Source organism: Flavimaricola marinus, assembly GCF_900184895.1.
In the GTDB taxonomy this organism is placed as follows: Bacteria; Pseudomonadota; Alphaproteobacteria; order Rhodobacterales; family Rhodobacteraceae; genus Flavimaricola; species Flavimaricola marinus.
Window position 1 is genome coordinate 97,426 of the sequence record NZ_FXZK01000004.1, and the last position, 12,465, is coordinate 109,890.

At 63.1% G+C, this 12,465-nt stretch carries 13 protein-coding genes; 11 read left to right on the forward strand and 2 right to left on the reverse strand.

Annotation, left to right across the window (positions count from 1 at the left end):
• Positions 1-5 precede the first annotated feature (5 nt).
• The 5 genes from LOM8899_RS11515 to serA all read left to right on the forward strand — a co-directional run bounded on the left by LOM8899_RS11515 (position 6) and on the right by serA (position 6,000).
• On the forward strand, positions 6-1,622 hold the full coding sequence (locus LOM8899_RS11515; RefSeq protein ID WP_093992378.1) for a GMC family oxidoreductase: 1,617 nt from the start codon (positions 6-8) through the stop codon (positions 1,620-1,622).
• A 34-nt stretch (positions 1,623-1,656) separates the two neighbouring features.
• Positions 1,657-2,430 carry an enoyl-CoA hydratase/isomerase family protein gene (locus LOM8899_RS11520; RefSeq protein WP_093992379.1) on the forward strand — a complete coding sequence of 258 codons (774 nt, stop codon included), beginning with the start codon at positions 1,657-1,659 and terminating at the stop codon, positions 2,428-2,430.
• Positions 2,427-3,008 carry a GAF domain-containing protein gene (locus tag LOM8899_RS11525; RefSeq protein ID WP_093992380.1) on the forward strand — a complete coding sequence of 194 codons (582 nt, stop codon included), beginning with the start codon at positions 2,427-2,429 and terminating at the stop codon, positions 3,006-3,008. Before LOM8899_RS11520 ends, LOM8899_RS11525 begins: the two co-directional genes overlap by 4 nt.
• Before the next feature lie 151 nt (positions 3,009-3,159).
• Positions 3,160-4,314: a phosphoserine transaminase gene (locus LOM8899_RS11530; protein ID WP_093992381.1), complete on the forward strand. Its 1,155-nt coding sequence runs from the start codon at positions 3,160-3,162 to the stop codon at positions 4,312-4,314.
• Positions 4,315-4,407: 93 nt separating this feature from the next.
• A complete protein-coding gene (gene serA / locus LOM8899_RS11535; RefSeq protein WP_093992382.1) occupies positions 4,408-6,000 on the forward strand; it encodes a phosphoglycerate dehydrogenase in 1,593 nt (530 codons plus the stop codon).
• 232 nt (positions 6,001-6,232) lie between these two features.
• On the opposite strand, the gene ribA is transcribed toward serA, so the two are convergent.
• Positions 6,233-7,321, reverse strand: coding sequence for a GTP cyclohydrolase II (gene ribA, locus LOM8899_RS11540; RefSeq protein WP_093992383.1), 1,089 nt, complete (start codon positions 7,319-7,321; stop codon positions 6,233-6,235).
• A gap of 158 nt (positions 7,322-7,479) precedes the next feature.
• Between ribA and LOM8899_RS11545 the strand changes: the two genes are divergently transcribed.
• The 3 genes from LOM8899_RS11545 (at position 7,480) to LOM8899_RS11555 (ending at position 9,874) form a co-directional block, all read left to right on the forward strand.
• Entirely contained in the window at positions 7,480-8,166 is a 687-nt protein-coding gene (locus LOM8899_RS11545; protein ID WP_093992384.1) for a response regulator transcription factor, read from the forward strand.
• Between the two features lie 454 nt (positions 8,167-8,620).
• Positions 8,621-8,947 (forward strand): hypothetical protein, encoded by a 327-nt coding sequence (locus LOM8899_RS11550; RefSeq protein WP_093992385.1) that lies wholly within the window; start codon positions 8,621-8,623, stop codon positions 8,945-8,947.
• A 138-nt stretch (positions 8,948-9,085) separates the two neighbouring features.
• Positions 9,086-9,874 (forward strand): exodeoxyribonuclease III, encoded by a 789-nt coding sequence (locus tag LOM8899_RS11555; protein ID WP_093992386.1) that lies wholly within the window; start codon positions 9,086-9,088, stop codon positions 9,872-9,874.
• Positions 9,875-9,888: 14 nt separating this feature from the next.
• Here LOM8899_RS11555 and LOM8899_RS11560 read toward each other — a convergent pair whose 3' ends face one another.
• Entirely contained in the window at positions 9,889-10,530 is a 642-nt protein-coding gene (locus tag LOM8899_RS11560) for a GDSL-type esterase/lipase family protein (RefSeq protein ID WP_093992387.1), read from the reverse strand.
• 128 nt (positions 10,531-10,658) lie between these two features.
• On the opposite strand from LOM8899_RS11560, the gene LOM8899_RS11565 reads away from it, so the two are divergent.
• The 3 genes from LOM8899_RS11565 to LOM8899_RS11575 are packed head-to-tail and all read left to right on the forward strand — an operon-like array spanning position 10,659 to position 12,424.
• Entirely contained in the window at positions 10,659-11,576 is a 918-nt protein-coding gene (locus LOM8899_RS11565; protein WP_093992388.1) for a thioredoxin family protein, read from the forward strand.
• A gap of 27 nt (positions 11,577-11,603) precedes the next feature.
• On the forward strand, positions 11,604-12,245 hold the full coding sequence (locus tag LOM8899_RS11570; RefSeq protein WP_093992389.1) for an LON peptidase substrate-binding domain-containing protein: 642 nt from the start codon (positions 11,604-11,606) through the stop codon (positions 12,243-12,245).
• A complete protein-coding gene (locus LOM8899_RS11575; protein WP_093992390.1) occupies positions 12,242-12,424 on the forward strand; it encodes a Trm112 family protein in 183 nt (60 codons plus the stop codon). The genes LOM8899_RS11570 and LOM8899_RS11575 overlap by 4 nt, the downstream gene beginning before the upstream one ends.
• Positions 12,425-12,465 lie beyond the last annotated feature (41 nt).

A 12,465-nucleotide genomic window follows, 5' to 3' on the forward strand; every position in this document is an offset into this window, starting at 1 on the left:
AGGGCATGGATACGTTCGACTATATCATCGTGGGCGCCGGGTCCGCAGGCTGCGTGCTCGCCAACCGGCTGTCGAAAGACCCGTCCATCTCGGTCCTTCTGGTCGAGGCGGGCGGCAGCGACCGCAATCCGCTGTTCTCGATCCCGCTTCTGGCGGGGGTCGCCTATTGGCACAAGCCCACCAACTGGAATTACAAGACCACACCGCAGGCGCACATGGACGGACGCGAAATCAAATGGCCTCGCGGCAAGGTGCTCGGCGGATCGTCCACGATCAACGGCATGATGTATATGCGCGGCAACGCGGCGGACTATGATCAATGGGCGCAGTCCGGGCTGACCGGTTGGAGCTATGACGACGTCCTGCCGTATTTCCGGCGCTCCGAGAGCAACCCCGAACGTCCCGGCGATCCGTTTCACGGGCAGGACGGACCGCTGCGGGTCAAGAAATCCAAGGGCGAGAACCCGCTTTACGAGGATTTCCTCCGCGCGGGTCAGGCGAACGGCGCACGGCCCAACGATGATTTCAACGGGGCCGACCAAGAGGGGCTCGGCTTCTACGATTTCAACACCCGCGACGGTCGCCGCGAAAGCAGCGCCACCGCCTTTCTGCGCCCAGCCATGACGCGCAAGAACCTCGCCGTTCTGACCAAGACCAAGGTCCGCCGGATCGTGATCCGGCACAAACGGGCGACGGGGTTGATGCTGCGGCGCGCCGGTCAAACCATCGAGGTCAGCGCCCGGCGAGAGGTCATCCTTTGCGGTGGCGCGATCAATTCTCCGCAACTGCTGATGCTGTCGGGGGTCGGGCCGGGGGCCGAACTGGCCGGGCACGGCATCGAAGTGGTCCACGACGCGCCCGACGTGGGGCGCAATCTCCAAGACCACCTCGGGGTCTACCTCACCTATGCCTGCAAGGATCCGGTGACGCTGTTTCGGCTGTTCCGGCCCGACCGGGCCGCGCTGGCCATTGCCCGCGCCTACCTCTTCGGCACCGGACCGGCGAGTGCCGTTCCGCTGGAGGCGGGCGGCTTTCTGAAGACTCGGCCCGAGCTGGAGATCCCCGATATCCACATGACCTTCGTGCCGGGGCTCAGCCTCGAGACCACGCGCAAGGGGCAGGGGCGGCACGGCTACCTGATCAACTTCTACCAGCTGCGGCCCGAAAGCCGGGGCACGATCACACTGGCCTCCGCCGATCCGGGGGCGGCACCGGTGATGGACCCGAACTACCTCTCCGCCGAGGCCGACATCCGCTGTATGCGAGACGGCACGCGGCTGGCGCGGCAGATCGGCGAGACCGCGCCTTTGGTGGATCGCAAGGCCAAGGACTTGTCGCCCACCCCCGCCGATCTGGAAAGCGACGCCGCGATCGACGCATGGGTCCGGGCCGGGGCGAACACGATCTTTCACCCCGTCGGAACCTGCCGGATGGGGGCGGATCCTGGTTCTGTCGTCGATGGCGCCCTCAAGGTGCGCGGGATCGAGGGCTTGCGCGTCGTCGATGCCTCTGTGATGCCGACGATTGTCGGCGGGAATACCAGCGCACCGACGATGATGATTGCCGAGAAGGCCGCGGATATGATCCTTGGGCAGACGGCCCCGTCGCGGGCCGACGCCTGATGGAACGACGCGCCACGCAATGAAGGACACGCCCATGACCGAGACATACGCAGACGAAGGGCTGATGCTCGAACCGGGCAGCATCGCCCGGCTGATCCTGAACCGGCCCGACAGGCGCAATGCGATGACCGCCGCCATGTGGGCGGTGATCCCAGAGATCTGCGACCGGCTGGCGCAGGACGGCACGCGGGTGCTGATCGTCACCGGGGCGGGCGACAAGGCGTTCTGCGCCGGGGCCGACATCTCGGAATTCGAGACGGTCTACGGCACGCCGGAGGCGACGGCCGCCTACAACGGCTACGTGCGGACGGCACAGGCCCGGCTGCGCGATCTGGCCTGCCCGACCATCGCGGATGTGCGGGGGGTCTGCTACGGCGGCGGCTGCGGTCTGGCGCTGGCCTGCGATTTCCGGGTCGCCTCGGCGGACTCAACGTTTGCGATCACACCGGCCAAACTGGGGCTGGCCTACAGCCCGTCGGACACATGGCAATTGATCGAAAAGGTCGGGATGCCCCGGGCCAAGGACCTGCTGCTCACGGGGCGGGCGGTGACGGCCGCCGAGGCGCTCCGGATCGGGCTGATCGACCGGCTCGACGAGGACGCCACGGCACTGGCCGAGCATCTGGCCAACCTCGCCCCTTCGGCCCTCAGCGCCATCAAGGCGATCAGCAATGGACTGAGCGAGCCGTCCCTGCGGCCGGACTTGCAGGCGGTCTTCGAGGCGACCTTCGCCGGGCCGGAATTCCGCGAAGGCTACAGTGCGTTTCTCGAAAAGCGGCGACCCAACTTCAGGAAAGATCCGGAATGACCTCAGACTTGCTGGCACGGGCCGGTGCCGCCGCCACCGCCGAAACCTCCCCCGAGGATGCGCTGAGGGCGCTGCTCACGCCGCTTCATGGCGAGCTCGGGCAGCGGACAGGGGCGTTCGACCTGCCCGATGGGGTCTCGCAGTTCTTCGTTGCCGGAGCGTTTCTGGTGGCACCGGATCAGGAATGGCACATGCTCACCGCCAGCCTCGGCTTTCCGGCCGAGCAAAACCGGCTGATGATCCCGATTGACGGCGGGCATCCGGCGCGGGTGCGGGCCAGTGGCGCGCCGCTTCACCTGCCCGACACCGAGGCGGAGGCGGGCAATTTCAAGCAATACCTCAAGACCGCCCGGATGGGCTCTGCGATCTATGCGCCAATGATCTGGCAGGGGCGGTTCCTCGGGCAGATCGTGCTGGCCGGGCGGGCGCGGGGATCGCTCAGCGCAGAGGATTTCGGGGTGATGTGCGCCGCGGCACCCCTGGCCGCCGCCGTCTACGTCGCGCAGGGGGGACCGGAGTGGCTGACCCGGATTTACCCGCCCGAGGACGGCTTCCGGGTCGATCCGCAGGGGATGTAGAGGCCAGCCGCCCAAGGCTTTGCGCCGTGGGGTGCGATCAGCGGATCGATCGTCGTCATATTGTCACTTGCCAGCCACGCCGCGCTTTTGTAAACGCGGCGGCGGGACACCCTTCCCCAACGAAGGGCGCTTATCTGGAAGGATAGCAGATATGACTACGACGACTCCGGGCACTCGCCCGGCCAATGCCCGTTTCTCCTCGGGCCCTTGCGCCAAACCCCCCACATGGAGCCTCGAGGCTCTCTCCGACGCCCCCTTGGGCCGGTCTCACCGTGCAGCGGTTGGCAAATCCAAACTCAAGGCCGCCATCGACCAGACCGCCGAGATCCTCGGCGTGCCGGACGGCTACCGCGTCGGCATCGTGCCGGCCTCGGACACCGGCGCCGTCGAAATGGCGATGTGGTCGATGCTGGGCGAACGCCCGGTCGAGATGGTCGCATGGGAAAGCTTCGGCCAAGGCTGGGTGACTGACGCGGTCAAGCAGCTCAAGCTCGACGCCCGCGTGCATACGGCAGAGTATGGCGAAATCGTCGATATGACGACGCTCGATTACGACCGGGACGTGGTGTTCACATGGAACGGCACCACCTCCGGTGTGCGGATGGCGCATGGCGACATGATCCCGGCGGATCGCGCCGGGCTGACGATCTGCGACGCCACATCGGCGGCCTTCGCGCAGGACTTGCCGTGGGACAAACTCGACGTGGTCACCTTCTCCTGGCAGAAGGTCATGGGCGGCGAAGCGGCACACGGAATGCTGATCCTCAGCCCCCGCGCCGTCGAGCGGCTCGAAAGCTACACGCCCGACCGGCCGCTGCCGAAAATCTTCCGGCTGACCAAGGGCGGCAAGCTGATCGAAGGCATCTTCAAGGGCGAGACGATCAACACGCCGTCGATGCTCGCGGTCGAGGATTACCTCGTGGCGCTCGACTGGGCGAAAAGCATCGGTGGGCTGACCGCGATCAAGGCGCGGGCGGATGCCAATGCGCAAACGGTCTGGGATTTCTGCGAAACCCGCGACTGGATCGCCAATCTGGCGGTCGATCCGGCGACACGGTCGAACACCTCGGTCTGCCTGCAGTTCACCAACCCCGACATCACCGACGGGGCGGCCTTTGCCAAAGCCGTGGCCAAGCGGCTCGAAGGCGAAGGCGTGGCACTGGACATCGGCGGCTACCGGGACGCGCCCGCAGGGCTGCGGATCTGGTGCGGGGCAACGGTCGAGCAATCCGACGTGGCGGCCATGCTGCCGTGGCTCGAATGGGCCTACCACGCCGAATTGGCCGCGCTGACCACAGCTGCCTAAGGCGCGCTTCGCACATATCCCCAAGGCGGGCAGGCATCCGACAGGACACCTGCCCCCGATCCCCCACATCTTTCCTCCAACAGGATACCTGACATGCCCAAAGTTCTCATCTCCGACGCGCTCTCCGACGCCGCCGTGCAAATCTTCCGCGATCGCGGGATCGACGTCGATTTCCAGCCCCAGCTTGGCAAGGACAAGGAGGCGCTCGCCGCCATCATCGGCAACTACGACGGTCTGGCGATCCGGTCGGCCACCAAGGCCACCGAGAAACTGATCGCCGAGGCCACCAACCTCAAGGTCATCGGCCGCGCCGGCATCGGGGTCGACAACGTCGACATCCCGGCGGCGTCGAAGAAGGGCATCATCGTGATGAACACGCCCTTCGGCAACTCGATCACCACCGCCGAGCACGCGATTTCGCTGATGCTCGCCGTGGCGCGGCAAATCCCCGAGGCGAACGCCTCGACCCACGCCGGTAAATGGGAAAAGTCGCGCTTCATGGGTGTCGAACTGACCGGCAAGACACTGGGCGTGATCGGGGCCGGCAACATCGGCTCCATCGTGATCGACCGGGCCCGCGGGCTGCGGATGAAGGTCGTCGCCTACGACCCCTTCCTGTCCGAAGAGCGGGCCACCGAACTGGGCGTGGAAAAGCTGGAGCTGGACGCGCTGCTCGCCCGTGCCGACTTCATCACCATGCACGTGCCACTGACCGATCAGACACGCAACATCCTGTCGCGCGAAAACATCGCCAAGCTCAAGCCCGGCGTGCGGATCATCAACTGCGCCCGTGGCGGTCTGGTCGACGAAGAGGCTTTGGCCGACGCGATCAAATCCGGCCACGTCGCCGGGGCCGCCTTTGACGTCTTCGCCGAAGAGCCCGCCACCGAAAGCCCGCTCTTCAACCTGCCCAACGTCGTCGTCACCCCGCATCTCGGGGCCGCAACGACCGAAGCGCAGGAAAACGTGGCGCTGCAAGTGGCCGAACAGATGTCGGACTACCTGCTGACCGGGGCCGTGACCAACGCGATCAACATGCCGTCGATCTCTGCCGAAGAGGCCAAGGTCATGGGGCCGTGGGTGGCGCTGGCCGGTCATCTGGGCAACTTCGTCGGGCAAATGACCGACGAGCCGATCACCGCGATCAACGTGCTCTACGACGGGCAGGTGTCGGGGATGAACCTGCAGGCGCTGAACTGCTCGGTCATCGCCGGGATCATGCGCAAGGTGAACCCGGACGTGAACATGGTCTCCGCCCCGGTCATCGCCAAGGAGCGCGGGATCAAGATCTCGACCACCCGTCAGGATCAGTCCGGCGCCTTCGAAGGCTACATCAAGGTCACCGCCGTCACCGCCCAGAGGGAACGGTCGGTCGCCGGCACGGTCTTCTCCGACGGCAAGCCGCGGTTCATCCAGATCAAGGGCATCAACATCGATGCCGAGATCGGTCAGCACATGGTCTACACCACCAACGACGACGTGCCGGGGATCATCGGCCTGTTGGGGCAAACCATGGGCGACAACGACGTGAACATCGCGAACTTTACGCTGGGCCGGTCGGCCAAGAACGGTGAAGCCATCGCGATCCTCTACGTCGACGACGCGGTGCCGGAAAAGACGCTCGACAAGCTGCGGGCAACCGGCAAGTTCAATCAGGTCAAGGCGCTCGAATTCGACATGGCCTAGGCCGCGCGCCGGGGCGGCAGGTCGCCGCCCCCCGACGGGCGGGTGCCGCCCAACCGTTGCATTCCAAAGCCCGGTCCGTGCGTTGTGTCAACGAACCGGCCGGGCACAAATACCCGCCGACCGACACCGACCGGATACCGACGTCAGACCGACGGCATACCGCATCGGCTTTTTTCGGGCTCTCGGAAACGTTAATCGCCGTGCGCAGGGCGGGGCTTGACCGGGCGACCGCCTACAGCAGATGGCCCGATTTCGCCGCCTTGGTCGCCAGATAATGATGGTTGTGGCGGTTCTCACCCACCTTGAGCGGCACCCGCTCTGTCACCGTCAGGTGACAGCTCTCCATCCGGGCCACCTTGGCCGGATTGTTCGTCATCAGGCGGACCTTGGAAAAGCCCATGGATTGCAAGATCGCCGCCCCGATCCGAAAGTCGCGCTCGTCGTCCTCAAAGCCAAGGCGGTGATTGGCCTCGACCGTGTCAAACCCCTGATCTTGAAGGGAATAGGCGCGCATCTTGTTGGCCAAACCGATGCCGCGACCCTCTTGATTGAGGTAAAGCAGCACGCCCGCGCCCTCGGCCCCCATCTGCGCCAGGGCGCCGCGCAACTGCGGCCCGCAATCGCATTTCAGCGACCCCAGCAGATCGCCGGTGAAACAGGCCGAATGCAATCGCGACAGCACCGGCTCCTGCCGGTCGGGCGAGCCGATCTCGACGGCATAATGCTCCTCCGATCCATCCTCCGGGCGAAAGATATGCAGCCGTCCAGCCTCAGACACCTCCAGCGGCAATCGGGCGGAAATCACCTCGTTCAAAGGCGAAAACGCAGTGTTCACAGCCGCCGAGGCCGGCAAGCTGGTCAGATCGTTTCGCGCCGCAAACGCGGCCGCATCCGGCACCTCCAGCACCAGCGCCGCAGGCAAAAGGCGGGCCGCTTTGGCAAGTGCAATCGCGGCACGGTGCAGGTCCGCATCGCCCTCGCGCTCGGTGCGCAGCGGGCCCTTCATCGGCTGACACAGATCGTCGGCAGGATCGGCAATGCCGCGCACCCACGCAAGGCCTACATCGGCCGGCAGGATCACCCGCGCCAGATCGCCGTCATAGGCCCGCGCACGAAGGGTTTCGGCCCGCCACGAGGTGATCGCCAGCACAGGTGCACCGCCCAACTGGCGCAGATCGGTCAGGCGGGCGGTGTCTGTCGTCTCTGCTGCCATGACCACGGCACCAGACGGACCCTCCGACAAGAGCACGACAGGCACGCCCATCCGAAGGTCTGCGCGGGCGCGGGCAAGCCGTTCCGTCATGTTGGGTGCAAAAGTCATGGGGCCTCGGCGGGATCAGGTCGCGTTGTCATATCCGGCTCTGTCAGGAATTGAAACATTTGTGGCCTCTTGCACACGACGGCGTGAAGCCTTTGCAGCATAGCTTGCCCATCCACACGACACGCCACAGATGTGATGAAATGAAAGTGGAGGCTGTTATGGCTCAACTCAAGAAAATACTGCTGGTCGACGACGACGAAGACCTGCGCGAGGCGCTGAGCGAGCAACTCGTGATGACCGAGGATTTCGACGTGTTCGAGGCCGGTGACGGCGCCGACGCGATGGCCAAGGTCAAGGCCGGTCTGTTTGACCTTGTGATCCTCGACGTGGGCCTGCCCGACACCGACGGGCGCGAACTCTGCCGCGTGATGCGCAAACACGGGGTGAAATGCCCTGTCCTGATGCTCACCGGGCACGACAGCGACAGCGACACCATCCTGGGTCTTGATGCAGGGGCGAACGACTACGTCACCAAACCTTTCAAGTTTCCGGTTCTACTGGCTCGTATCCGGGCACAACTACGCACCCACGAGCAATCCGAAGACGCGGTTTTCCAGCTTGGGCCCTACACCTTCAAGCCTGCGCAAAAGATGCTGATCACCGAAGACGACAAAAAGGTGCGGTTGACCGAGAAAGAGACAAATATTTTGAAATTTCTCTATCGCTCGACCGAAGGCATCGTCCCGCGCGACGTCCTCCTGCACGAGGTTTGGGGGTACAATGCAGGCGTAACGACTCACACCCTCGAGACACACATCTATAGGTTGCGCCAGAAAATCGAGCCCGATCCGTCGAATGCTCGACTTTTGGTAACAGAGTCCGGCGGCTATCGTTTGGTCGCCTGAATTCGGCAAGGCTTTGAAAATTCGGGAAAGTTCCAGCCTTCGCAAAAAGTATAGCAATTGTGCCATGTGCCGCTTTTGCAATACTGCCTGGAAATTCTTGAATTAGGCAGAGCATCTGGGCAAGAATGCCCTAATATTGTCGTGACGGGCAGCGATGCTCACACGGATACGGTTGCGGTTGGTCAGGTGTATCAATTCGTTTCCAAAGAGCCCTCGGTGGCGGGGTCAAGCCACTACCTCCCTGTTGGACTTGCCCGGGGCATCCCCTAGATGCACCCGGGCCTTTTTTCGGGTCGGGCCTTTTTCCGGGTAGTGACGAAATTAATACAAGCGTCACAAAGACCGGTATTCCATACCAATTGGTCAGAGTTTTTGGCTTTCCTGAGCGAAAACATGCCGCTAGGCTCCGTTGCACGCAGGCGATTTGTTCTGCGATGAGCAGAGGAGAGAGCACATGTTCGGAACTTCCAAATTTATTCCCGCAGTTATAGCCGCCGCAGTCCTTGCAGCTCCGGCACTTGCGCAATCAACCGAGAGCATCCGGGTCAACAACCGCTCGGGCATGACACTATACAGTCTGCACGCTTCACCTACGACGAATTCCAGCTGGGAGAATGATCTCTTGGGCAGCAGGGTTCTGAACAACGGTCAATACTTCGATCTGACGATCCGGAACGTGACCAATTGCAATTACGACGTTCGGATGGAATTCACCAACGGCCAGGTTCTGACCGACCGCGTGAATGTGTGTTCGGTGGGCACCTACAACATCAATCGCTGATCGCGACGTAGAATAGCTTCGCAACTGCCGCGCCGGGTGCGCGGCAGTTGTCCGTTTAACGTGTGGTTTGGCGCTGGCCGAAGCGCCGCCCCGGCGATAGTGTGCGCGCGAAGACAGACGTAGCAACAGGATAGCCGGATGCCCTTTACGCTTGCGACATGGAACATCAATTCCGTTCGTCTCAGAGAGGGGCTCGTCGCCCGCCTGATGTCGGAAGAAGCCCCCGATGTCCTATGCCTGCAGGAATGCAAATCGCCGGTCGAAAAGATCCCGTTGGAGCAGTTCGCCTCCCTTGGATACGGCCACATCGTTGCGCGGGGTCAAAAGGGGTATAACGGCGTCGCCATCTTGTCGCGGCAGCCGCTCACCGAAGTCGCCGCCCACGATTTCGCCGCGCTGGGCCATGCGCGGCATGTTGCGGCCCGGCTGGAAAACGGCGTCGTCATCCACAATTTCTATGTACCTGCCGGTGGCGATATTCCTGACCGCGAGAAAAATGAAAAATTTGGTCAAAAGCTCGATTACCTCACCCAGATGCGCGACCATTTCATCGCGGAGAAACCTCAGCGGGCGATCCTCGTCGGCGATCTGAACATCGCACCACGCGAAGACGATGTCTGGAATCACAAGCAATTGCTCAAGATTGTCAGCCACACTCCGATCGAAGTCGACCACCTTGCCGCTGTGCAGGAGGCAGGCGATTGGGTGGACGTGACGCGCGCCGATATTCCGGAAGGCCCCTTGTTCAGCTGGTGGTCCTATCGATCGCCTGATTGGCAGAACGCCGACAAGGGGCGCCGGCTGGATCACGTCTGGGCGACGTCGGATATTGCCGGGGTGGCTCACTCCAGCCGTGTCCTGCGGGATGCGCGGGGGTGGGATCAGCCGAGCGATCACGCCCCGGTTTTCGCGACCTTTGATCTCTGATCGCTATCCCGCAACTAGAGAGCGGCGATCGCTTCGGCGACAGCCGCGCCCAGTGCGGCATGGGCCTCCGGGCCATAGTGGACGCCGTCGATCGGGCTGACCTGGATGATTTTTCCAGCATCCAGAAAGCCGCATCCTCGTGCTTCGGCCAGTGCCTGATACAGCGGTGGAAGGGCTTCTGACGCGGCGCGACCTCCGAAGAACTCCCCGGCGAACGGTCCTTCTTCCAAGACCGGCGGTGGGCACATCAGCAAGACCTTGAAGCCTCCGTGACGGGTTTGCGCGACCTCGCCAAGCGCCACGTCGATCAACCCGGCGATTCCGGCGAGCACATTCTCGGGAGAGATGCAGAATCGCGTCTTCACGTCGTTCGTGCCGAGCATGAGAGTCATGACGTCTATCGGGCCATGGCTGTTCAGCGCGATATCGAGGCCGATCTGTCCATTCATATGTGCGCCCATGACCGGATCGGCAAAGCGGGCGGTCCGCCCCGGTAGGCCCTCCTCGACCAGCGTCCAATCGGAGCCTAGCGCACGATGTGCGACACATGGCCAACGGGTCTGGTCGTCATAACGGCTATAGGGTGCGCCCCTCTCGACGATGGGCGGCGTGCCGTGTGTGTTGCTGTCGCCAAAGCACATCAAAGTTCGCGTCATCCGGGCCTCCTCTTGCCGATTCTGAGCAGACTATCCCGGATTCTGTGCCGTGCAATGGCGCTTTGCCCTTGGCGGTCGCCGCCACAGCGCACATATAGAGGCCAAACATTAAACGCAGGAGACGCCCCATGCTTGGGATCGGAGACCAGCCCACCGCCGCGACCACCGACGACGCAGCCATCATCGACGGAACCGATGCCACCTTCATGACGGATGTCATCGAGGCGTCGCAGAAAATGCCAGTGATCGTGGATTTCTGGGCCACTTGGTGCGGCCCGTGCAAGACGCTCGGCCCGGCCATCGAGGCGGCAGTGACCAAGGCCAAAGGCAAGGTCAAACTCGTCAAGATCGACGTCGATGCCAACCAAGTCTATGCCGGGCAACTGCGCGTGCAATCCATCCCGACGGTCTACGCCTTCTGGCAAGGGCAACCGGTTGATGGATTTCAGGGCGCATTGCCTGCAAGCCAGGTAGACGAATTCGTCACCAAGATCGCCGCCCTTGCCGGCGAGGAAGACGAAGGTCTGTCCGCCGCCGTCGAGGCCGCCGAGACGATGTTGGCCGAGGGCGACGTGGCCGGCGCGGCAGAGACCTTTGCCGCCGTGCTACAGGAGGAGCCGGAGAACGCTCCGGCCTATTCCGGCCTCGTGCGGTCATACATCGCGCTGGGTGATCTCGATCAGGCCGAGGCCGTTCTGAACGGCGCCACTGCATCCATCGCCAAGTCCGCTGAACTGGACGCAGCGCACGCGCAATTGCAGCTGGCTCGCGAGGCCGCCGATGCCGGGCCGGTCGCAGAGCTGCAGGCGAAGGTCGAAGCCGATCCAGACGACCACGCCGCGCGGTTCGATCTGGCCACGGCGCTTCACGCCAACGGCCAAGTGGCCGAAGGTGTCGATCAATTGCTCGAGCTCTTCCGGCGCGATCGGGAATGGAACGACGGGGCGGCCAAAACCCAGTTGTTCAAGGTCTTCGACGCATTGACGGCCACCGATCCAATCGCATTGAACGGACGGCGCAAATTGTCGTCGATGATATTTGCCTGACCTAGAGCACGGGCTAGGTTGCGGAGCATGACACAAACCAAAGACCTGCCAGATCTCGTTCCAGTCTTTCCGTTGCCGGGGGCGCTGTTGCTTCCCCGGTCCCGGTTGCCGTTGCACCTGTTCGAGCCGCGCTATCTGGCGATGCTGGAGGATGTGCTCAAGACACCCGAGCGGCTGATAGGGATGGTTCAGCCGTATGACGCCCCCGGCGAGGCGGGGCGGCTCCACACCATCGGTTGCGCCGGTCGCGTCACTGCGTTCTCCGAGACAGAAGACGGCCGCTACATGATTACCCTCTCGGGCATGTCGCGCTTCCGGATCGTTCAGGAGGTCGAAGGATTTCAACCCTATCGGCGCTGTCAGGTGAACTGGCAGGGGTTCGAGCGTGATCTTGGTCCGACGGAGCGTGACAACGCCTTTGATCGATTAGATTTCATGGCGCTTTTGGGTCGCTTTTTCGAGGATCAGGGCCTTTCGACCGATTGGGAGTCTCTTTCGGAGGCGGACGACGAACTTCTGATAAATTCGCTCTCGATGCTTTGCCCATTCGACGCGGAGGACAAACAGGCCCTGTTGGAAGCCCCATCACTCAGCACCCGGCGAGAGACCTTGATCACGTTGATCGAATATGCCCTTCGTGGCGGCAGTAGCGAGGAGATCATGCAATGAGCGACGGCCCGGTTTTTGATCCAAAGATGCTTGAGGCACTGATTTGCCCGCAGTCCCACGGTCAACTCAGCTATGACGCCGCGCGGCAGGAGTTGGTCAGCAAGTCGGCCAATCTGGCGTATCCGATACGCGGCGGAATCCCGGTCATGCTCGCCGATGAGGCCCGAAGCCTAGAGTGATCTTAACCGCGCTTTAGGGGGCCGTGATCCAGCTTTGGTTA

Bases quoted from the DNA above. Each gene is read 5' to 3' on its own strand.
- LOM8899_RS11515 (WP_093992378.1), top strand. From the start codon at position 6: ATGGATACGTTCGACTATATCATCGTGGGCGCCGGGTCCGCAGGCTGC.
- LOM8899_RS11520 (WP_093992379.1), top strand. From the start codon at position 1,657: ATGACCGAGACATACGCAGACGAAGGGCTGATGCTCGAACCGGGCAGC.
- LOM8899_RS11525 (WP_093992380.1), top strand. From the start codon at position 2,427: ATGACCTCAGACTTGCTGGCACGGGCCGGTGCCGCCGCCACCGCCGAA.
- LOM8899_RS11530 (WP_093992381.1), top strand. From the start codon at position 3,160: ATGACTACGACGACTCCGGGCACTCGCCCGGCCAATGCCCGTTTCTCC.
- serA (WP_093992382.1), top strand. From the start codon at position 4,408: ATGCCCAAAGTTCTCATCTCCGACGCGCTCTCCGACGCCGCCGTGCAA.
- ribA (WP_093992383.1), bottom strand. From the start codon at position 7,321: ATGACTTTTGCACCCAACATGACGGAACGGCTTGCCCGCGCCCGCGCA.
- LOM8899_RS11545 (WP_093992384.1), top strand. From the start codon at position 7,480: ATGGCTCAACTCAAGAAAATACTGCTGGTCGACGACGACGAAGACCTG.
- LOM8899_RS11550 (WP_093992385.1), top strand. From the start codon at position 8,621: ATGTTCGGAACTTCCAAATTTATTCCCGCAGTTATAGCCGCCGCAGTC.
- LOM8899_RS11555 (WP_093992386.1), top strand. From the start codon at position 9,086: ATGCCCTTTACGCTTGCGACATGGAACATCAATTCCGTTCGTCTCAGA.
- LOM8899_RS11560 (WP_093992387.1), bottom strand. From the start codon at position 10,530: ATGACGCGAACTTTGATGTGCTTTGGCGACAGCAACACACACGGCACG.
- LOM8899_RS11565 (WP_093992388.1), top strand. From the start codon at position 10,659: ATGCTTGGGATCGGAGACCAGCCCACCGCCGCGACCACCGACGACGCA.
- LOM8899_RS11570 (WP_093992389.1), top strand. From the start codon at position 11,604: ATGACACAAACCAAAGACCTGCCAGATCTCGTTCCAGTCTTTCCGTTG.
- LOM8899_RS11575 (WP_093992390.1), top strand. From the start codon at position 12,242: ATGAGCGACGGCCCGGTTTTTGATCCAAAGATGCTTGAGGCACTGATT.